The sequence below is a fragment of the Streptomyces sp. ISL-12 genome, from assembly GCF_018614415.1.
GTDB lineage: Bacteria > Actinomycetota > Actinomycetes > Streptomycetales > Streptomycetaceae > Streptomyces.
The window spans coordinates 113,451-134,029 of sequence record NZ_JAGGOO010000078.1 but is presented as its reverse complement, the minus strand read 5'-3'; the positions used below and the strand labels follow the sequence as shown (position 1 = coordinate 134,029).

At 71.8% G+C, this 20,579-nt stretch carries 19 protein-coding genes; 4 read left to right on the top strand and 15 right to left on the bottom strand.

Annotated features, from left to right (window positions below; genetic code table 11):
- Window positions 1–35: 35 nt before the first annotated feature.
- The 6 genes from J7I94_RS22105 to J7I94_RS22080 all read right to left on the bottom strand — a co-directional run bounded on the left by J7I94_RS22105 (window position 36) and on the right by J7I94_RS22080 (window position 6,822).
- Window positions 36–1,163 (bottom strand): hypothetical protein, encoded by a 1,128-nt coding sequence (locus J7I94_RS22105; RefSeq protein WP_215169161.1) that lies wholly within the window; start codon window positions 1,161–1,163, stop codon window positions 36–38.
- Between the two features lie 99 nt (window positions 1,164–1,262).
- Window positions 1,263–2,246: an SCO2521 family protein gene (locus J7I94_RS22100; protein ID WP_215169159.1), complete on the bottom strand. Its 984-nt coding sequence runs from the start codon at window positions 2,244–2,246 to the stop codon at window positions 1,263–1,265.
- 1 nt (window position 2,247) lies between these two features.
- Window positions 2,248–3,240, bottom strand: a complete 993-nt coding sequence (locus J7I94_RS22095) for an SCO2522 family protein (protein ID WP_308114659.1) — start codon at window positions 3,238–3,240, stop codon at window positions 2,248–2,250.
- Entirely contained in the window at window positions 3,237–4,154 is a 918-nt protein-coding gene (locus J7I94_RS22090) for an SCO2523 family variant P-loop protein (RefSeq protein ID WP_215169157.1), read from the bottom strand. Before J7I94_RS22090 ends, J7I94_RS22095 begins: the two co-directional genes overlap by 4 nt.
- A 4-nt stretch (window positions 4,155–4,158) precedes the next feature.
- Window positions 4,159–6,003 carry an SCO2524 family protein gene (locus J7I94_RS22085; protein WP_215169155.1) on the bottom strand — a complete coding sequence of 615 codons (1,845 nt, stop codon included), beginning with the start codon at window positions 6,001–6,003 and terminating at the stop codon, window positions 4,159–4,161.
- 69 nt (window positions 6,004–6,072) lie between these two features.
- Entirely contained in the window at window positions 6,073–6,822 is a 750-nt protein-coding gene (locus J7I94_RS22080) for an SCO2525 family SAM-dependent methyltransferase (RefSeq protein WP_251075520.1), read from the bottom strand.
- A 334-nt stretch (window positions 6,823–7,156) separates the two neighbouring features.
- On the opposite strand from J7I94_RS22080, the gene J7I94_RS22075 reads away from it, so the two are divergent.
- Complete coding sequence (locus tag J7I94_RS22075; RefSeq protein ID WP_215169151.1) at window positions 7,157–7,723, top strand: GNAT family N-acetyltransferase; 567 nt, start codon at window positions 7,157–7,159, stop codon at window positions 7,721–7,723.
- Window positions 7,724–7,748: 25 nt separating this feature from the next.
- Here the strand turns inward: J7I94_RS22075 and J7I94_RS22070 are convergent, their stop codons facing one another.
- Entirely contained in the window at window positions 7,749–8,447 is a 699-nt protein-coding gene (locus J7I94_RS22070) for a TerB family tellurite resistance protein (protein ID WP_215169149.1), read from the bottom strand.
- Between the two features lie 185 nt (window positions 8,448–8,632).
- Window positions 8,633–10,354: a 2-isopropylmalate synthase gene (leuA, locus tag J7I94_RS22065; protein WP_215169147.1), complete on the bottom strand. Its 1,722-nt coding sequence runs from the start codon at window positions 10,352–10,354 to the stop codon at window positions 8,633–8,635.
- 336 nt (window positions 10,355–10,690) lie between these two features.
- Here leuA and J7I94_RS22060 point away from each other — a divergent pair, with 336 nt between their 5' ends.
- Genes J7I94_RS22060 through J7I94_RS22050 form a run of 3 tightly spaced genes read left to right on the top strand, consistent with a single transcriptional unit; the run spans window position 10,691 to window position 13,416 of the window.
- Window positions 10,691–11,785 (top strand): M4 family metallopeptidase, encoded by a 1,095-nt coding sequence (locus tag J7I94_RS22060; RefSeq protein WP_215169145.1) that lies wholly within the window; start codon window positions 10,691–10,693, stop codon window positions 11,783–11,785.
- Window positions 11,786–11,820: 35 nt separating this feature from the next.
- Entirely contained in the window at window positions 11,821–12,087 is a 267-nt protein-coding gene (locus J7I94_RS22055) for a protealysin inhibitor emfourin (protein WP_215169143.1), read from the top strand.
- 39 nt (window positions 12,088–12,126) lie between these two features.
- Complete coding sequence (locus tag J7I94_RS22050; protein WP_215169141.1) at window positions 12,127–13,416, top strand: GH1 family beta-glucosidase; 1,290 nt, start codon at window positions 12,127–12,129, stop codon at window positions 13,414–13,416.
- Between the two features lies 1 nt (window position 13,417).
- On the opposite strand, the gene era is transcribed toward J7I94_RS22050, so the two are convergent.
- The 7 genes from era to J7I94_RS22015 all read right to left on the bottom strand — a co-directional run bounded on the left by era (window position 13,418) and on the right by J7I94_RS22015 (window position 20,477).
- Window positions 13,418–14,377, bottom strand: coding sequence for a GTPase Era (era, locus tag J7I94_RS22045; protein WP_215169139.1), 960 nt, complete (start codon window positions 14,375–14,377; stop codon window positions 13,418–13,420).
- A gap of 101 nt (window positions 14,378–14,478) precedes the next feature.
- Window positions 14,479–14,841, bottom strand: coding sequence for a cytidine deaminase (locus J7I94_RS22040; protein ID WP_215169137.1), 363 nt, complete (start codon window positions 14,839–14,841; stop codon window positions 14,479–14,481).
- Window positions 14,838–15,989 carry a class I SAM-dependent methyltransferase gene (locus J7I94_RS22035; RefSeq protein ID WP_215169135.1) on the bottom strand — a complete coding sequence of 384 codons (1,152 nt, stop codon included), beginning with the start codon at window positions 15,987–15,989 and terminating at the stop codon, window positions 14,838–14,840. The genes J7I94_RS22040 and J7I94_RS22035 overlap by 4 nt, the downstream gene beginning before the upstream one ends.
- A 197-nt stretch (window positions 15,990–16,186) precedes the next feature.
- Window positions 16,187–16,546, bottom strand: coding sequence for an MmcQ/YjbR family DNA-binding protein (locus J7I94_RS22030; protein WP_215169133.1), 360 nt, complete (start codon window positions 16,544–16,546; stop codon window positions 16,187–16,189).
- On the bottom strand, window positions 16,543–17,811 hold the full coding sequence (locus tag J7I94_RS22025) for a hemolysin family protein (RefSeq protein WP_215169131.1): 1,269 nt from the start codon (window positions 17,809–17,811) through the stop codon (window positions 16,543–16,545). The genes J7I94_RS22030 and J7I94_RS22025 overlap by 4 nt, the downstream gene beginning before the upstream one ends.
- Window positions 17,808–18,305: an rRNA maturation RNase YbeY gene (gene ybeY, locus J7I94_RS22020; RefSeq protein ID WP_215169129.1), complete on the bottom strand. Its 498-nt coding sequence runs from the start codon at window positions 18,303–18,305 to the stop codon at window positions 17,808–17,810. The genes J7I94_RS22025 and ybeY overlap by 4 nt, the downstream gene beginning before the upstream one ends.
- A 12-nt stretch (window positions 18,306–18,317) precedes the next feature.
- A complete protein-coding gene (locus J7I94_RS22015; protein ID WP_215169122.1) occupies window positions 18,318–20,477 on the bottom strand; it encodes a PhoH family protein in 2,160 nt (719 codons plus the stop codon).
- Window positions 20,478–20,579 lie beyond the last annotated feature (102 nt).

Below are 20,579 nucleotides of genomic sequence, written 5' to 3'. Positions count from 1 at the left end.
CGTACTGCCGCTGAGCCGCCGCCCGTTCACCCCGGTCAGCCCCGGTCGACCATCCAGGTGCCGTCCTCCTCGTCGTCGACCCGCACCTCCAGCTCGCGGAGGTTCATGCCCGCCTCCCACAGCTCCCGGAACCGTTTCATCCGGTCCTGCACGTGGTCCTGGCGGGCGTTGAGCCGGGTGCGGACGTTGACCTCGCGCAGGTCCTGCTCGATCTCGAAGGTGACCTCCTCGTCGTAGACGATGAAGTCGTCGGTGGTGCCGCGCTGGAGGTGCGGCGGGAGTTCGGGCAGGACGGCGACGCGGACCTCGATGCGCAGCAGTTCCTGCTCGTCGCACAGGCGCAGCAGCCGGTCGTCGAGTTCGCGGGCGCTCTGCAGCAGGAAGAGGCGGCTCACCGGGACGCCGCGCTCCTCGATGACCTCCTTCTGCGCCTGGAGGTAACGGCTGGCGGGCTCGCTGTTCCAGAACTCGCGGTCGACGGAGGTGCTGATGGCGCAGATGGAGTGCTGGGCGGCGCGGGTGAGGGTGAGCATCCAGTCGTGGTTCTCGCCGGGGCACTGAGCGGTCAGGTTGGTGAGGTCCGACAGGTGGGAGACCACCCGTTTCATCTCCATGCGGACGAACGTGCCGAGGATCGCCGGGCCGGGTGCGAGCACCTCGGCGAAGCTGCGGGCCAGGTCGGGCACGCCGTCGGCGTCGGTACGGACCTGGAGCTCGTGGGCGGCGTCCTCCTCCGGGTCGGCCGGGGGCAGCCGGGTGTCGACCAGGTGCCGCAGGTCCTCGGTGGCCCGGGCGAGGGCGGCGCCCAGTTCGTCGTCGCGGCGCCGCAGCCCCTCCTGCAGCGCGGCGGCGGTCTCGGCCAGCGCGCCGCGGGTACGCCGCTCCTGGTCCCGTACCCGCCGGTCCAGGCCGAGGACGTGCTGGACGGCGACCGCGGCGGCGCCGCACAGCAGCGCGGCCGTGACCTGCCGCGCCACCGCGACCTCGGGGCCGAGCAGCGCGGCGACGCCCCAGGCGAGGGCGCCGACGACCAGGCCGGCCGCCAGCCGGCGGGGCCACAGGTCCGCGCCGGGACGCCGGCGGCCGAGGGCCCGTATCCGGGCGGTCAGGGGTCCGGACGGCGGTCCGGACTCCTCGGATCGAGGTGACTGTGCCGTGCTCATCTCGCTTCTCCCCCCGTCGGGATGGGCTCGGATCGAGGTGCGGTGATGTGCTGGAGGCGGCTGGGCGGCTGGGCGGCTGGGCGGCTGGTCGGCGGGCGGTCAGGGGGCGGGCTCCACCTCCCGGTACAGCGCGGGGACCGCGTGCAGGGTGAGCTGGTCGCGGATGCGCTGCACGAGCGCCTGCCACTGCCGGGTGAAGCCCGGCCGTTCTTCGAGCGTCTCCCACAGCGGGGCCAGTTCGGGTGCCACCCGGGCCCGTGGCATCCACAGGTGCAGCAGGTGGTCGACGGCGGGGCGCAGCGCCAGGACGACGGCGGGCCGGCCGGACGGCTCCGGAGCGCCGAGCCGTACGCCGTCGAGCAGGTGGACCACGGTGGTCAGCAGCCAGTCGTGCAGGGCGAGGTCGTCGCAGAGCCCGGCGATCCGGTCGGGCGGGGTGCCCGGGGGCACCCTGAGGCGTACGGTGCGCAGCTCGTCCTCGGCCAGGGTGAACCGCTCCAGCGCGGGGCCCTGGCCCGGGGCGGCGGGCAGGGCCGCCCAGCGCAGCCGGGTGGGCCGGGACCGCAGGGGCGGGCGCTGGTCGAGCAGGGTGTGGCGCAGCAGCCGGGTGAGCAGGCCGTCGGCGATCAGCCCGACGTCGAGGTCGCCGTGGCGCCCGCCGGCCAGGACGCCCTCGGCGACGGCCTCGGGCCGGGCCCTGCCGAACGGCTCGACCGTGCCGGGCCGCACCAGGTACTGGCCCCAGGGCCGGCGCCGGTCGGGTCCGGCGGGCGGCAGCCGGAACCAGGCGGAGGTCTGCAGGACGCGGCCCTCGGTGAGCGCGGCCCGCGCCGCGACCGTGCCGACGGCGCGGACGCGGGAGCCGTTGGCGCTGGGCAGCGGGCAGTCGACGCCGGTGAGGGTCTCGGGGGAACGCGCGTAGAGGCCCGGCCGTTCGGAGACGAGCACGCGTTCGTCGGCGCGCAGGGCGAGGAACTGGGCGGCGGCGCGGATGTCGAGCGCCTGCCGGGTGGGGAGCAGGCGGGTGCGGACCTCGCCGCAGGCGAGGACGGCGTCCGGTGCGCTCGCCTCGGGCCGCGCCATGTCAGGGTCCCGGGTAGAAGACGTAGGAGACGCGGTCGGCGACCGAGTCGGGGACGGCGGCGTGCTCGCGGGCGGAGCGTTCGGCGACCTGGCGCAGGGCGCCGTGGTCCACGTCGAGCTGGTCGAGGATGACGCGGACGGCGTGCTCGACGGGCAGGAACCGGCTGGGCAGGACGGAGGCGGTCCGGTAGGCGGCGAAGGGGTCGGCGCGCGGGTTGAGCCGGATCAGGGAGGGCAGTTCGTCCCAGTCGTCGGGGAAGCCGGCGTCGGGCGGCCGCTGGGGGACGAAGACGGCCTCGCCCTCGTCGCGCAGCAGGCCGAGGCGGGCGAGCTGCCAGACGGCGGCGAGGAAGGGGCAGGACCACAGGCGGTGGCCGTCGGCGTCGTCGCTCCACAGCTCGACGTCCAGGAAGACGGAGTGGCGGCGGGCCGCGGTCTCCTTGGGCGGCTCCCAGGGGGCGGCCCGCTTCATCGCCTGGGGAGCGCGGGCGACCGGGCTGCGCTCGCCGTTGGCCAGCCAGCCGGTCTGCGCGGCGGGCGGGCGCAGTCCGTAGCTGCCGGGCGGCGGGGACTCGACGATGCGCCCGGCCACCGCCTCGGCGACCGGCACCTTGCCGGTGACGGCGCAGCCGGACTCGCGGGCCAGGTAGTCGACGGTCAGCCCGGCCCGCGCGGCCTCGTCGACGATGAGCGGGACGATCTCGGCGGGGCTGGAGAACCGGGCGAAGTAGTCGTCGATCAGGAAGCAGGTGCTGATCCGGGCGCGTCTGCCGTCGGTGGCCGCGGCGGCGGCGCGGGCGGCCCCGGCCCAGGGGGCCACCCGGGCGAAGTGGTCCCGCAGCCGCCCGGGTCCGGCCTCGAAGTCCTCCATGTACAGGTGTCCCAGCTCCAGCGAGAGGTGGGACAGCGCGACCGCCTGGGTCCGCGGGTCGGCGGCGGTCTCCCGGAACACGGACTCGGACGTGCGCCGGGACTCCGCGGCGTGCTCGGTCACGGCAGCCCCCAGTACGTGTCGTCCGTCAGCCGCCGGGCGATCTCCTCCAGCGCCTCCAGCGTCTCCTTGTTGGCTATCTGCGTGGCGAGGACGTCCTCCTCGGTGATGAGCTGCTCGCGCCACTGCAGGATGGGCTCCAGCGGTACGACGCCGAGGACGACGCTGTCACCGATGGCGTGCTCGGCGGCGAGCCGGCGCAGCGCCTCGTCGCAGGACTGCATCCAGGCGGCCTGCGCGGGCGAGCCCTGCGACCAGACGGCCGACTCCGGGTCGGGCACGGCGGCCCGCACGAACCGGATGGCGGCCCGCAGCGCGTTCTCGTCGTGGCCGCGTTCGACGCCGCCCTTGATGATGCCGTGCTCGCGGTGGACCAGGCCGGAGGCGGCGATCACGTGCTGCCGGGTCCAGCGGTGGAAGACCAGCCAGCGGAAGGGGACGTTGCGCATCCGGGGGTGGGCGGTGGCGGCCAGCGCCATGTCGACGGCGTAGCTGCGGCCGGCGCTGAGGTCGACCATGATCACGTCGAACTCGCCGTTCAGCCGCAGCAGCAGGTCGACGCAGCGCTCCAGGGCGTCGTCGTCGGTGGCGAACTCGCCGCCGCCGAGGTCGCCGGGGAACAGCACCAGGCGCCCTGACTGGTTGGGCCAGGCGTGCAGGTGCGGGTGCTCGGTCTGCCGCCATACGTCGATCATGGCGGGCTCCGGGGTGCCGCCCTCCAGGTAGGAGTGGAGTCCCCGCGCCTCGGTGCCGCGCAGGGCGCTGGGCACGTCGAAGACCGCGGCGGCGGTGGGCGAGCCGAAGTCGAAGTCCACGTAGGCGACGTGGTCCCCGTTCAGGGCGCGCTGGTAGGCCAGGTTGGCGCTGGTCACCGAGCGCCCGGTGCCTCCCTTGTCGGAGGCGGCGAAGACGAGCACCGGCTCACCCCTCCTTCACGCCGGCGTCCCTGGCCTGGGCCAGGGTGTCGAGTTCCTGGAGCACCGGCAGGACCAGGGCGAAGGCGGTGCCGGGCTGGGTGTCGACCAGGGCGCGGGCCCGGTCGAGGCGGCTCTCGACGCTGCGCATCGCGCGGCCCCGGTTGCCGCCGACGCCGGCGGCGGACTGGAGCTGTTCCTTGCCGAACAGGTGGGTGGCCTCGCTGAGCAGTTCGCGGGCGAGCTGGGCCAGGTCGTCGCTGGGGATGGGCTGCTGTTCGTACAGGTTGCGGGCGGCGACCAGGCACTCGGTGACGCGTTCGGTGACGCTCCAGGACAGCCGCCGGTCGACGCCGCGGGCGTCCGGGTAGACGGCGCGTACGTCGTCCCAGAGGTCGGCGCCCTCGTCGGACCTGATCCGCCGGTGCCACAGGTGCTCGAAGGTCTGCTCGGCCAGGCGCAGCAGGCGGTCCTGGGAGTTGATGTTCTGGGAGAGGATGGCGAGCTGGACGGTGCGCTTGAGGAGCTGGGCCGCGTAGTCCGTCATCCGCCACAGCAGGAGCCCGCCGGAGCGCTCGGACCCGGCGAGCGGCATGGTGACGCCCGGGTGGTGGAGCCGGATCGTGGGGTCGTCCTTGGTCATCCGGCTGTTGACCCGGCCGCGGTCGGCGAGGCGCTCCATGATGGTGACGGTGCGGGTGAGGTCGTCGTCGGTGGCGTTCCGGCGGACCAGGTCGTGCACGAGGATGGCCGCGACGGTCAGGGAGAAGTACTCGGACTCCAGGCGCAGGCCGGTGGTCTGCCAGGGCAGGTCCTCCAGGGGCCACCGGTCGGCGCCGAAGCGGGCGATCGCCGACCAGTACTGCTGGCTCAGCTCCCAGCGCAGCCGCAGCATCTCGGCGAGCTTCTGCTGGTCCTCGTCGAGCAGGCCCAGGGTGAGGGTGCGGTGGGAGAAGAGATCCTGGATGCCGTCCAGGGCCACGACGGTGAAGTACACGTAGGGCAGCCGGTCGGCGATGCCCTCGGGCTGGCCGGGGACCGGGAGGTCGAGGCCGGTGACCTCCGGGGCGCCCCGCACCACGCCCCAGGCCCAGCCGCACTCGAAGAGCTGGCTCTCGTCGCGGATGGACTCGTCGACCTGGATGCCACGGGTGAGGCTCTCGATGATCGTGGCGCGCAGCGGGCGCAGCCGGCGGGCGAACTGCTGGAGCACGACCCGGTCGGACTGTCTGTTCTGGCCGATGACCTCGATCAGCCGCTTGCCCTGCTCGGACTCGGAGTCGAAGACGTTCACCGTGAAGGAGCGCAGCAGACTGATCATCGCGGCGGTGAGCCGGGTGTTGGTGGCCTCTCTCAGCTCGCCGATGGCGGCGTGGATCTCGGGCCGGGTGGTGGTGGCCTCGTAGACCTTGAGGAACCCGAGGGTGGCCAGGCAGAGGGTGACGGACATGGAGTAGGAGTCGACCACGCCCAACTGGGCCTGCTGGTGGGTGAGTTCGACTCCGGGTTCGGCCGGTTTGAAGTAGTGGCCGCCGGAGAAGGCGGGGCTGTCGTCCGGTCCGGTGTGGGTCCGCATGTACTGGGTCAGGGCGGTGATCAGGTTGGCGGGGATCTCCAGCCGGCCGCCGACGTCCTCCAGGACGCGCAGGACGTCCCGGTCGGTGGTGTCCGGCTGGTCCAGCCGGAAGGCGGGGACCTCGGTGGCCGGGTACAGCAGGCAGAGCAGGCGTTCCGCGTCCGCGACGCTGCTCAGTCCGCCGGTGTCCCCCATGAGGTATTTCCCGTTGTCGAACGAGTAACGGGCCACCGCCCGCCAGACGTCCAGCAGATGCTGGCGTGGCTTGATCTGCATCCCCGCACCCCTCGCACAGATCTCATTGCCTTGTCCTGTTGTGCAGCCATGGTCCCCGTTCCCGTGGTTCTAGGGAACGGCCACCACGGAATTGCGTCGGCCGAGCACCAGCAGCATTCCCTCGTGCCCCTTTCGCACCACCTGGTGGAGATCGTGGATCTCCAGTTCCGCGGCGAACCGGGCGAGGCTCTCCCTGACCCTCTCCTCGTTCACCCGATAGGCCGGGAAGTACTGGTCCCCGACCTGGTAGCCGACCGATTCCTTCATGAACGCGGCGGCGAACGGAGCGCCCGGCGACAAGGTGTTCATGAAACACCGCACGCCCCGCCGGAACTCCTGCGGGCACTCGGACATCGAGTCGGCGACGAAGAACATCGTCCCCAGGTCGTAGCGCTGCCGGCCGCCCAGGTCGAAGAGGTTCGCGCGCTCGACGCGGACGATCTCGGCGACCCGGCCGGCCGGGTCGACACCGCGGTAGGCCGGATTTTCCAGGAGTACGTCCCAGAACGCGCTCCACGTCGCGTCGAGACCGCCCCCGGTGGTCTGCCGTTCCAGATACTCCACGTTCGGCTGCGCGTATTCGAGCAATACGATCTTCTCGCACCACGGAAGCATGGCCAGCGCCGGATACATGTTCGCACCGGCGCCGACGTCGACGCCCTGTACCGATTGCGGGACGTTTCCCCCGAAACAGCGGCTGAAATGGTCGCGCATCGCCCGCAGGATCAGCAGATCGACGTCGAGTGGAGTGCGATAATTGACGTCGACATATGCCTCCGGATCGAACTTCGACCAAGGCGCGTCGGCGTTTCGATCCATAGTCACCCTGCCGCTTTCCATTCGTCTTACGACCGACCATGTGCCGTGCGCGTGATCTCCCCGGGACATCGACAGACGAAAACGGCACATCTTTTTCCGCACGGTAGGCCACCCATTAGGGCGCGGCCAGCTCGGAATACGCCAGTCCTCTTCGGCCGGGCGCATGTCGGGCGCACCGTCGCACACCCTAACTCGCCCTTGCACAGCGGCAGTTGACAGCACACTCTAGCCAGAAGCCGACACGGGCCGCCACACGGGTCCGCATTCCCTCAAGGGGTGAATCGCGCAGCCGCCGAGTTGACTTCCGTCCGCAATATCCCGACCGGGGGGTGGCATGACCGCCGAACCGCTGGAACGTTTCCTCAATCGCCACGGGCAGCTCAGGGCGCCCGTCCGCGTACCGGACCCACGGGCCGCACCGGGCTCGGGGACGCTGGTGCTGCGGACGGCGCGGGAGACCGACCTGCCCGAATTGCGGCGGCTGGACGAGGAGGTCTTCCAAGAGGTCGCCTACCCCGGTTTCCTGCTGCGCCAGCTGTACGACATGTACGCCGAGCACTTCCTGGTCCTGGACGACGGCCGGGGCCGGCTGCGGGGCTACGTCCTGGCCGGCACGACGGCGCTGGACCGGGACAGCTGGATCCTGGGCCTGTGCGTGACCCAGGACCGGCGGCGGCACGGGCTGGGGCGGGAGCTGATGCGGGAGATCCTGGTACGGCTGCGCGGCGCCGGCGTCGAACGGGTCCGCCTCACCGTGGAACCCTCCAACCGCGCCGCGATCCGCCTCTACCGCTCCCTGGACTTCCGCCCCGAACCCCCCGACAAGGGCCTGCGGCGCGACTACTTCGGCCCGGGGATGCACCGGCGGGTGATGCGGCTCGACCTGGTCCCGCAGGAGTGAGCCGCGGCTTCCGGGAGGGGTGAGGTCAGGAAGGCGTCCGCGCCGCCGCCGCCAGCAGGCGGGTCACGTCGTCCGCGCAGATGGTCAGGGCCGCGCCCACGGTGGCGAGGGTGTCGCGTTCGGCGGGGGTGTAGGGGCCGTCGGCGAGGGCGATGCGGGCGCCCTGGAGGAGAACCGACTCACGGCCGCCGGCGGCGAGGTGCGGGGCCAGCGGGTCCAGCGCCTCGTGCAGCTCTATGGCGAGGCCGGGCCCGCAGGGTCCGCCCCGGATCCGCCCGGTGTCCGCCGCGAGCGCCTCGACCAGCGCCTCCAGCCGCTCCTCGGTGCAGTCCTCGAAGCCCGCCGCGCGCACCGCCCCGACCGCCGCCGCCAGCGCCGTACGGGAGCAGGTGCCGCCCGCGGCCAGCACCGCGAGGGCGACGGTGTGCACGGCGTCGCGGAGCATCGCGGAGAAGCGGGTGGTGGTGGGGTGGTCGAGGACGTCGGTGCCGAAGTGGCGCCGGCAGGCCGCGCACTCGACGACCGGGCCGGTGTCCCCGCGGGGCAGCACGGGCATCCCGAGCAGGGCGAGCCGGCGGCGGCCGGTGAGGCGCCGGTAGTTGCGGTCCCCTCCGCAGGCGGGGCAGAAGAACTCGCCGTCGCCGACGGCCGTCCACGCGGTGCGGGTCCCCAGGATGCGCGGCGGCCGGGCAGCTCGGCCGTTCCGTCCCCGTCCAGGCAGCACGTCGCACCTCCGTAACCGCACGGCAACATCGCCGTACTGGCGTGATGTTAGCCACATCGCCGACGCGGAGTCAGTACCCCGTACGAGACCTTTCCGTGACCTGCACACGTAGATGGCCGGTACCCGACGCCGCCCCGCCTCCCGCGCGGCGGGGAGACGGGGCGGCGGACCACTGGTTCGGCTGGTCAGCGGGCCGCCCGGTTGACGGCGGAGACGACCGCCTTCAGCGAGGCGCGCGTCGTGTTCGCGTCGATTCCGATCCCCCACAGGACCTTGCCGTCGATGGCGCACTCGATGTACGAGGCGGCCTGCGCGGAGGCGCCCTCGCTCATCGTGTGCTCCTGGTAGTCCAGCAGGCGTACGTCGATGCCGACGGCCTGGAGGGCATCGAAGAAGGCCGAGATCGGACCGTTGCCCGAGCCGGTCAGCACGGTGTCGTCGCCGTCGACCGTGGCCTCCACGGTGAGGGTGTCCACGCCGTCCCGGTCGGTGGTCGTCTGGCCGGTGCGGACCTGGATGCGCCCCCAGGCGTTGTCCGGGTTGGGCAGGTACTCGTCCTGGAAGACCTCCCAGATCGCCGCCGGGGTGATCTCGCCGCCCTCGGCGTCCGTCTTCGCCTGGATGATCTTCGAGAACTCGATCTGCATCCGGCGCGGCAGGTCCAGCTTGTGGTCGTTCTTCAGGACGTAGGCGATCCCGCCCTTGCCGGACTGCGAGTTGACCCGGATGACCGCCTCGTAGGACCGGCCGACGTCCTTGGGGTCGATGGGCAGGTAGGGCACGGCCCATTCGAGGTCGTCGACCGTGACCCCGCGAGCCGCCGCGTCGGCCTCCATCGCGTCGAAGCCCTTCTTGATGGCGTCCTGGTGGGAGCCGGAGAAGGACGTGTAGACCAGGTCGCCCACGTACGGGTGGCGCGGGTGGACCTCCATCTGGTTGCAGTACTCCCACGTACGACGGATCTCGTCGATGTCGGAGAAGTCGATCTGCGGGTCGACGCCCTGGGAGAACAGGTTCATGCCCAGGGTGACCAGGTCGACGTTGCCGGTGCGCTCGCCCTGGCCGAACAGGCAGCCCTCGACCCGGTCGGCGCCGGCCATCAGGGCCAGCTCGGCCGCCGCCACCGCCGTACCGCGGTCGTTGTGCGGGTGGACGGAGAGCACCACGTGCTCGCGGCGGGACAGGTTGCGGTGCATCCACTCGAAGCGGTCCGCGTGCGTGGACGGCGTCGAACGCTCCACGGTCGCGGGCAGGTTGAGGATGATCTCGCGGTCCGGGCCGGGCTGGTAGACGTCCATCACCGCCTCGCAGACCTCCAGGGCGAAGTCCAGCTCGGTGTCGGTGAAGATCTCCGGGCTGTACTGGTAGCCGAAGACCGTCTCCGGGCCCAGCAGCTTCTCCGCGTACTCCATGACCAGCCGCGTGCCGTCGACGGCGATCTGCTTGATGTCGTCCCTGGAGCCGCGGAAGACGACCCGGCGGAAGACCGGCGCGGTGGCGTTGTACAGGTGGACGGTGGCCCGCTTGGCGCCCCTGAGCGACTCCACGGTCCGCTCGATCAGGTCCTCGCGGGCCTGGGTCAGTACGGAGATGGTGACGTCGTCGGGGATGGCGTCCGGGTCCTCGATGATGGAGCGGACGAAGTCGTAGTCGGTCTGGCCGGAGGCCGGGAAGCCGACCTCGATCTCCTTGTAGCCCATCTTGACCAGCAGGTCGAACATCGCGCGCTTGCGGGCGGGCGACATGGGGTCGATCAGGGCCTGGTTGCCGTCGCGCAGGTCGGTGGAGAGCCAGCGGGGGGCGGTGGTGATCCGCTGGTTCGGCCAGGTGCGGTCGGCGATGTCGACCTGCTCGTAGCCGCGGTACTTCTGGATCGGCATGGAACTGGGCTGCTGGCGATTGGCCATGATGGCGTGGGCTCCTCGATTTTTCCGCGGTGTCCGCGAGTCCGGAAGGACGGCCGACGGCAACGCAGAAGCTCCGCGGGGAGGGAGTCGGCCTCGACTACAGGCCCTCGCCGCGGCAGCTAAGGAGAAGCAGCCCGAAACGCATGGTGCTGTGCAGCCTAGCCCAGCCGTGCCGGATACGCGGGTCCGTATCAGTATGCGGGACCCGTGGGAGAACCGGGACAAAAAGTGCCGCATACCACTTCAGGGGCGCCACGGTCGCCCGGCGACGGCCCATTTCACCAATCATGGTTGCGGCTAGTGACAGGTGCGCTACGCAGTGCGATGGTTTTGAGCATGAACACCAACGGGGGCTTCGAGCCCGTCTTCTGCACCATCGTCCCACCGCACGTCCTGGACAAGCTCGCCCAGGCCGACGACCCCGTGCTCGCCGGACCCGCCCGCCGCACCCTCCAGCGCGACGCCTACGAGCGCACCCAGCGCCGCCTGACCACGGTGGTCGGCGCCCGCGCGACGGCCGCGCCCGCCACCGCCGAGGCCGGCACCCCGCACCGCACGATCTACGACGCCCGCAACGGCACCGACCTGCCCGGCACCAAGGTGCGCGGCGAGGGCGACGACCCCGGCAAGGACGCCACCGTCAACCGCGCCTACGCGGGCCTCGGCGCCACCTTCGAGGTGCTGCTGAAGGCGTACGGCCGCGACTCCATCGACGGCAACGGCCTGCCGCTGGACGCGACCGTGCACTACGACCGCGAGTACGGCAACGCCTTCTGGAACGGCGAGCAGATGGTGTTCGGCGACGGCGACGGCGAGATCTTCCTCGACTTCACCATCCCCCTCGACGTCATCGGCCACGAACTGGTCCACGGCGTCACCCAGTACACGGCCAACCTGACCTACTTCGGCCAGAGCGGCGCCCTCAACGAGTCGGTGTCGGACGTGTTCGGCTCCCTCATCAAGCAGTACTCGCTCGGGCAGACCGCCGACCAGGCGGACTGGCTGATCGGCGCCGGCCTGCTCGCCCCGCGCGTCACCGGGGTGGCGCTGCGCTCGATGAAGGCGCCGGGCACGGCCTACGACGACGACGTCCTCGGCAAGGACCCGCAGCCCGCGACGATGGACGGCTACATCAACACCGGCTCGGACAACGGCGGCGTGCACATCAACTCCGGCATCCCCAACCACGCCTTCTACCTCTTCGCCACGGCGCTCGGCGGCAAGGCGTGGGAGCGGGCCGGGCAGGTCTGGTACGACGTGCTGACCGGCGGCGAGCTGGGCCAGGACGCGACGTTCGAGGAGTTCGCCGGGCTGACCCTGGCGGCGGCCCGCGAACGCTACGGCGACGCGGAGGAACTGGACGCGGTGGGCAAGGCATGGGAACGGGTCGGGGTCCAGGCGGGGGCACAGGCCGGGACACGGGCCGGGTAGTTCCGTACCGGGCGCCGGCGTACTAGACACGGACCATGCGGATTCAGGTGACGCGCACAGGAGGCTTCGCGGGCGTCGAACGCCACGCGGAGGTGGACACCCGGGGGCGCCCGGACGCGCGGGAGTGGCACGCGCTGGCCGCGCGGGCGGTCGAGGGCGCCCGGACCACCCCGCCCGCCGGGGTCCCGGACGGGTTCGGCTACCGGATCACCGTGGACGGCCGGACGGTCCACGCCGCGGAGCCCCGGCTGACGGAGGCCCAACGGGAGCTGGTCCGGCGGGTGTTGAAAGAGGGTTCGTAGCGGTTGACGTGAGTCGCGGGCCGTGCGGATGATCCGCGCATGGTGACGACGAACCCGGTGCCCAGGTTCCCGGCCGGCTTCCTGTGGGGAGTGTCGACCTCGGCCCACCAGATCGAGGGGTCCGCCGGGACGCGCGAGCGGTCCGTGTGGGACGCCTTCACGGACCGGCCCGGCCGGGTGAGCGACGGCTCGACGGCGGCGGTGGCCTGCGACCACTGCCGCCGTTACCGCGAGGACGTGGCGCTCCTGGCCGGCCTGGGCGTGGGCGCGTACCGCTTCTCGGTGTCCTGGCCGCGGGTCGATTCCCCCGGCGGGCTGGACTTCTACGACCGGCTGACGGACGAGCTGTGCGCGGCGGGCGTCCGCCCGGTGCCGACCCTCTTCCACTGGGACCTGCCGCTCGGCCTCGACTGGCGCGAGCGGGACACGGCGGCCCGGTTCGCGGCGTACGCGGCGCGGGTCGCCGACCGGCTCGGCGACCGGGTGAGCACGTGGATCACCCTCAACGAGCCCGCCGAGCACACCCTGCTCGGTCACGCCCTGGGCGTGCACGCGCCGGGCGAGCGGCTGCTGTTCGACGCGCTGCCGGTGGCCCACCACCAGCTTCTCGCGCACGGCCTGGCGGTACGGGCGCTGCGCGCGGCGGGCGCCACCGGCATCGGCATCGCCAACTCGCACGGCCCGACCTGGCCGGCCTCCGACGACCCCACAGACCGGGAGGCCGCCGGCTTCTACGACGTCCTGCTCAACCGGATGTTCGCCGACCCGCTGCTCCTCGGCCGCTACCCGGACGGCATCGGCGGGCTGATGCCGGGGGACGTGGCGGCCGACCTGGCGGTGATCGCCGAGCCCCTCGACTTCTACGGCGTGAACTACTACGCGCCGACCCGGGTGGGCGCCCCCGCCGGAGAGCGTCAGTTCGGCGCCGAACTCCCCTTCTCCGTCCGCCGGATCGAGGGCCGCCCGGTGACCGACTCCGGCTGGCCCGTCGTCCCCGAGGCCCTGACGGAACTGCTCACCGGCTTCCGCGCCCGCTACGGCGACCGGCTCCCGCCGGTCCTGATCACCGAGAACGGCTGCGCCTACGACGGCCTCGACGACCAGGCCCGCATCGCCTACCTGGACGGCCACCTGCGCGCCCTGCACGAGGCGCTGGCGGCCGGGGTGGACGTACGCGGCTACTTCGTGTGGTCGCTGCTGGACAACTTCGAGTGGGCGGAGGGGTACACCCGGCGGTTCGGGCTGGTCCACGTGGACTTCGCCACGCAGCGGCGCACACCGAAGGCGTCGTACGGCTGGTTCCGGGACGTGCTGAGAGCCCAGGCGTGAGTCAGAAGCCCAGCCGGCGCAGCTGCTTGGGGTCGCGCTGCCAGTCCTTGGCCACCTTCACGTGCAGGTCGAGGAAGACGGGGGTGCCGAGCAGCGCCTCGATCTGCTTGCGGGACTTGATGCCGACGTCCTTGAGGCGCTTGCCCTTGGGGCCGATGATGATGCCCTTCTGGCTGGGGCGCTCGATGAACACGTTGGCGTGGATGTCGAGGAGCGGCTTGTCGGCGGGGCGGTCCTCGCGGGGCAGCATCTCCTCCACGACGACGGCGATGGAGTGCGGCAGCTCGTCGCGTACGCCCTCCAGCGCGGCCTCCCGGATCAGCTCGGCGACCATGACCTGCTCGGGCTCGTCGGTGAGGTCGCCCTCGGGGTAGAGCGCGGGGCCCTCGGGCAGGAGCGGGACGAGGAGGTCGGCGAGCAGGTCGACCTGCTTGTCGCCGGTGGCGGACACCGGGACGATCTCGGCCCAGGTGATCCCCAGCTCCTGGCCGAGCTGGTCGACGGCGATGAGCTGCTCGGCGAGGGTCTTGCCGTCCACCAGGTCGGTCTTGGTGACGACGGCGACCTTCGGGGTCTTCTTGATCGCGGCGAGTTCCTTGGCGATGAAGCGGTCGCCGGGGCCGAGTTTCTCGTTGGCGGGCAGACAGAAGCCGATCACGTCGACCTCGGCCCAGGTGGTGCGCACCACGTCGTTGAGCCGCTCGCCGAGGAGGGTGCGCGGCTTGTGCAGGCCCGGGGTGTCGACCAGGATCAGCTGGGCGTCCGGCCGGTGCACGATGCCCCGCACGGTGTGCCGGGTCGTCTGCGGGCGGTTGGAGGTGATCGCCACCTTCTGCCCGACCAGAGCGTTCGTGAGGGTGGACTTGCCCGCGTTGGGGCGGCCCACGAAACAGGCGAAGCCCGCCCGGTGTGCGGCCTCGGACGTTTCCGACGGCTCGGATGACTGACTGCGAACGCTCATGGCGCCCATTGTCCCTGATCCACAGGGCCCCGCCGCACCAGTGCCCCGGCACCCGCGCGGAACGCGGGCGTCCGGGGCCCGGCGCCTTCGGGTCAGGGGGGTCAGCCGGCGGTGAGCGTCTCCCGGACCTCGCCGTCGGGTCCGGCCACCAGCACCGGCGTCCCGGGCCCGCCCAGGTCCCGTACGGCCGCCCGGTCCTCGTCGGAGACACCGCCGGCGCCGGTCACCACGGCCGCCGCCTCCAGCGAGGTCGCGCCGGAGGCCACCGCCATCGCCACCGCCGTGCGCAGCGCGCTGAGGTTCAGGGAGTCCAGGGCGACGGTGCCGGCGACGTACGTACGGCCGGTCTCGTCGCGCACAGCGGCGCCCTCGGGCACCTGGTTGCGGGCCCGGGCGGAACGGGCCAGGGTGACGATCTTCTGGTCCTCGGGGGCGAGGGGGGCGAGCGCGCTGCTGTCGGTCATGGGGTGAGCATACGAAAGCGTCCGTCGCCGGTGAGACGCCAGAGGGAGGTGACCTCTCCGGCTCTGGCCGCGTGGAGGGGATCGGCGGTGTCCCTCGCCCGTGGGTGCCGCGGCCGGATGTCGGTCCGGTCCAGCACGCGCAGGCCCGCCGCCTCGATGCGCGTCAGGAGTTCGCCGCGGGTACGGAGCCCGAGGCGCTCGGCGAGGTCCGACAGGATCAGCCAGCCCTCGCCGCCCGGTGCGAGACGGTCGGCGAGGCCGTCCAGGACATCGCGGAGCATGCCGCCGCCCGGGTCGTAGACGCCCTGCTCCAGGGCGGAGGTGGGCCGGGCCGGGAGCCAGGGCGGGTTGCAGACGACGAGGTCGGCGCGTCCGTCGGGGAACAGGGCGGGACCCACGACGTCGACGCGCCCGGTCAGGCCCAGCCGGCGGACGTTGTCGCGCGCGCAGGCCAGGGCGCGCGGGCCGCTGTCGGTGGCGACGACCCGGTCGATGCCCCGGCGGGCCAGGACGGCGGCGAGCACTCCCGTCCCCGTACCGAGGTCGAACGCGGTACGGCGGCCCGGTGCCGGTGCGGGCAGGGGTGCCTGGGCGACGAGGTCGACGTACTCGCCCCTGACCGGGGAGAAGACGCCGTAGTGCGGATGGACGCGGGCGCCGAGGGCCGGTACCTCCACGCCCTTCGCGCGCCACTGGTGGGCTCCGATGACGCCGAGCAGTTCGGTGAGGGAGACGGCCATCGGCCCGGACGGCGGGCCGTACGCCTCGGCGCAGGCCCGGCGCACGTCGGGGGCCCGGCGCAGGTCCAGGCGGTGGTCGTCCTCCAGCAGGACGAGGAGCCTGCCCAGCACGCGGGCGCGGTGGCCGCGGGCCCTGCGGTACTGGTGGAAGGAGTCGGCGGGGTTCTCGCCCGGCCGGGGAGGTTTCCGGTCGACGCGGCGGCCCATCGCCCGCAGCAGTTGCCGTGCGCCGGGGAAGTCGCCCCGCCACAGCAGGGCGGTGCCTTCGCAGGCCAGCCGGTGGGCCGTGGCGGCGTTCATGCGGTCGTCGGCGCCGATGACGCGGACCGGAGGCGGTGCGGCGCTCTCGGAGTGCCAGCGGGCGGAGCGGGAGGTGTTCGTCTCGGTCCAGTGGATGGTGTTCACCATGTACTCCTCGTGAGTGGACGTGCGGGGGCACGAAGAGCACTTCGACGGGGAGCAGGGGGAACCGGCCCGTGCGCGGCACGGGCGGGTGGGTCGGGGCGGGCCGGGCTACCGCTCCCGCGTCGAAGCGCGGGAGCGGGAGTCGCCGAGCACCATGCCGAGCGTCATGACCAGTCCTTCCGGAGGGACGGTGTGCGGGCTCAGAGGCGGTCGAGGCGGAGGCGGTCGGCGCGTGGCAGGCCGGCGACGACCAGGTCGTAGGAGTCCTCGACCAGCTCCCGGACCAGGCGGTCCGGGAGGTCGCCGTCGGCCGTGACCGTGTTCCAGTGCCGCTTGTTCATGTGCCAGCCCGGGACGATCAGATCCGGGTGCTCGCGGCGCAGACGGACCGCGTCGTCCGGGTCGCACTTGAGGTTGACGGTGAGCGGGCGCGCGTCCAGGGCCGTCAGGGCGAACATCTTGCCCAGCACCTTGAAGACGGAGAACTCGGGGCCGAAGGGGAAGTCCTCCACGGCCGCGTCGAAGGAGAGGCAGAACGCGCGCAGGTCCCGTGGGTTCATTCCGGCTCCGCCAGTACCGTCACGATCTTGTTGCGGCGGCCCGCGGCGGCCTCCGCCGTCAGGCGCAGGGTCCGGCCGTCGGGCAGGTCGACCGGGGCCGACGCCCCGGCGATCGGCACCCGGCCCAGCGCCTTGGCGAGCAGGCCGCCGACGGTCTCCACGTCCTCGTCGTCGAACGCCTCCAGGCCGTACAGCTCGCCCAGGTCGCCGATGTCGAGGCGGGCGGTGACCCGGTAGCGGTCCTCGCCGAGGTCCTGGACCGGCGGGAGTTCGCGGTCGTACTCGTCGGTGATCTCGCCGACGATCTCCTCCAGGATGTCCTCGATGGTGACGATGCCCGCGGTGCCGCCGTACTCGTCGATGACGACGGCGACGTGGTTGCGGTCCTTCTGCATGTCGCGCAGCAGGTCGCCGGCGTTCTTGGTGTCGGGCACGAAGTACGCGGGGCGCATCGCCGTCGACACCAGCTCGCTCTCGGCGTCCCGGCTGATGTGCGTCTTGCGGGCCAGGTCCTTCAGGTACACGATGCCGACGATGTCGTCCTCGCTGTCGCCGGTGACCGGTATGCGGGAGAAACCGGAGCGCAGGGCGAGGGTGAGGGCCTGGCGGATGGTCTTGTAGCGCTCGATGACGACGAGGTCGGTGCGCGGGACCATGACCTCCCGTACGAGGGTGTCGCCCAGTTCGAAGACGGAGTGCACCATGCGGCGCTCCTCGGCCTCGATCAGGGACTCCTTCTCGGCGAGGTCGACCAGCGCGCGCAGCTCCGCCTCGGAGGCGAAGGGGCCCCGGCGGAAGCCCTTGCCGGGGGTGAGGGCGTTGCCGATGAGGATGAGCAGGGGCGGGATCGGGCCCATGATCCTGGCCAGCGGGACCAGGACGTACGCCGCCGCGGTGGCCGTGTTCAGCGGGTGCTGGCGGCCGATGGTGCGCGGCGAGACGCCGACGGCGACGTACGACACCAGCACCATCACGGCGATGGCGATCAGCAGGGCCTCGGTGGTGTTGCTGAACTCGTTGAGGCAGCCGTAGGTGACGAGCGCGGCGGCGGCCATCTCGCAGGCGACGCGGACCAGCAGCGCCACGTTGAGGTAGCGGGTGGGGTCGGCGGCGACCTTGGCGAGCTTGGCGCTGCCGCGCCGCCCGGACCGTACGGCCTCCTCGGCGCGGAAGCTGGAGACGCGGGCGAGCCCGGCCTCCGCGCTCGCGGCGAGCCAGGCGACGACGATCAGGGCGACGGCGCCGGCGATGAGCGGCAGGCTCATGAGACGGTCGGGGCCGGGGACGGGCCGGTGAGGCCCTTCTCCGCGCGCCAGCCGTCCACGATGGCCGCCTGGAGGCCGAACATCTCGGCCTTCTCGTCCGGTTCCTCGTGGTCGTAGCCGAGCAGGTGCAGCACACCGTGGACGGTGAGCAGTTGCAGCTCCTCGTCCATGGTGTGCCGCGTCTCGGCCTCCTTGCCCTGCTTCTCGGCGACCTCGGGGCAGAGCACGATGTCGCCGAGCAGGCCCTGCGGCGGCTCGTCGTCGTCCTTGGACGGCGGACGCAGCTCGTCCATCGGGAAGGACATGACATCGGTGGGGCCGGGGAGGTCCATCCACTGGATGTGGAGCTGCTCCATGGCGTCGGCGTCCACGACGATCACCGAGAGCTCGGAGAGCGGGTGGATGCGCATCCGCGCGAGCGCGTAGCGGGCGATGTCGAGGATCGCCTGCTCGTCGACCTCGGTTCCGGACTCGTTGTTGACGTCGATCGACATGGTCGTGCTGGTCTACTTCCCCTGGGTGCCCTTGGCGCCGGAGGACTTGGCGCGCGGCTTGTGCGCGCCGTTCTCGGTGCCGTGGTCGCTGTCGTACTTCTCGTAGGCGTCGACGATACGGCCCACCAGCTTGTGCCGGACGACGTCCTGGGAGGAGAGCCGGGAGAAGTGGACGTCGTCCACCCCGTCCAGGATGTCCTGGACCTGGCGCAGCCCGGACTTGGTACCGCCCGGCAGGTCGACCTGGGTCACGTCACCCGTGATCACGATCTTCGAGTCGAAGCCGAGGCGGGTGAGGAACATCTTCATCTGCTCGGGGCTGGTGTTCTGGGCCTCGTCCAGGATGATGAAGGCGTCGTTGAGGGTGTTGTGCGTCAGCAGGTAGTCCTGCGTGACGTACAGCGAGTCCTCGGCCGCGACCTGGATGCAGACGGCCTCCTCCCGGCCCGCGGGCTCGATGCTGTCGATGAATCGCATCGGGCGTCCGCCGCCTCCCGCCGCGTGGTACTTGTCGCGCTTACGGGCGAGGCGGAAGGGCTCGATGCCCTCGGGGAGACGGATGTCGATGACGTGGGCGTCGTGCCGGTAGGCGATCTCCCGGCCCTTCGCGAGACCGGGCTCACGGCCCTCGGCGTCCCTGCGGCGGGTGTACGCGACCCCGCCCAGTGACCTCACCAGCGCGATCACGTCGTCGCGCAGGAGAACCGAGGTCGTCGTGTACTGGATGCGGCAGGTGCGGTCCGTCTGAGTGACCGGTCCTCCGTCGGAGTCGAGCAGGCCCTGGAGCACGGCCAGTCGCACTTCGGCGGAGTTCTCGAGATAGTCGTCCGGCACGTACTTGGTGTGGGAGCGGGTGCGCAGGAGCTCCAGCTCGCGGAGGAGCCGCGTGACCGGGTTCTCCAGGGTGACCACGTCACCCGGCGACTTGATCCGGTTGAGGACGTAGTCAGGTCCGCCCCGGTGGCGGGCGCTGATACCGGGGATCGCCGCTTCGAGAGCCTGCGTCAGCTCAGGGTCTTCCGTGGCGAACGACGGGGTGGTGGATCCGGTCAGGCAGCCGTCACCCAGCAGCAGCCCCAGGGCGTACGGGTCCATGGGAACGTCACGTTCGGGAAGCTGGACCGGTGCCGTGAGGAGCGGCAGCTCGTACCGGCGTGCGTGTGCCGCGCGCAGGTTGCCGATCATCTCCTGCGTCTCCAGGACGCGCCAGGGCTTGTCGCGGCGCTTGTCGGCCGCCGTGCGGACCGTCCACAGGTGTTCGCCGCAGCACAACGTCCAGGAGCCGTCCTGGGCACTGACTCGGTAGATGTCCTTCTCACCCTGCGGATAGACGCCAAGGACCGGAGTGGGCTCGCCGTCGGAGCCGACGACCAGGTCACCCACCTGGAGGTCGCCGATGGGGCGCCAGCCATCCGGGGTCAGAACCTTGGTGAAGGTCGGCTGTGCGCGGCCGCGCATGTACGCCAGCGGCGCCACCTCGATCGTGCCGGCCGCCATCAGCCGGGGGATCGAGTCCGGGTCGATCATGTCGTGCAGGGCGTCGTAGAGCGGGCGCAGGTAGGGGTCGATCTTCTCGTAGAGGGTGCCGGGCAGGAAGCCCAGGCGCTCGCCGGCCTCGACCGCGGGGCGGGTCAGGATGATGCGGTTGACCTGCTTGGACTGGAGGGCCTGGACGGCCTTGGCCATGGCCAGGTAGGTCTTGCCGGTGCCGGCGGGGCCGATGCCGAAGACGATGGTGTGCTTGTCGATGGCGTCGACGTACCGCTTCTGGTTGAGCGTCTTGGGGCGGATGGTGCGGCCTCGCGAGGACAGGATGTTCTGCGTGAGCACCTCGGCCGGGGTCTCCGGGCCGTCGCTCTCCCCGTTCTCGCTCGCCTTGAGCATGGCGATCGAGCGTTCCACTGCGTCCTCCGTCATCGGCTGCCCGGTGCGGAGCACCAGCATCATCTCGTCGAACACGCGCTGAATGAGGGCGACGTCCGCAACGTCGCCGGTCGCGCTGATCTCGTTGCCCCGGACGTGGATGTCGGCCGCCGGGAAAGCCTTCTCGATCACGCGCAGCAGGGAGTCGCCGGACCCCAGGACGGTCACCATGGGGTGCTGGGCGGGGACGGTGAACCGTGCACTCGCCTGCCGCTGCGCGGGGGTGTGAGCTGTGGGTGTCTGAGTCATGGGCCGGCGCTCAAGGCCTGCGGTTCCTCCTCGTCATGGCCGCACGCTGAGGGCGGCCTCGCGTGTTCCAGGGTACGACGGTGGACTGACAACACCGTAGGA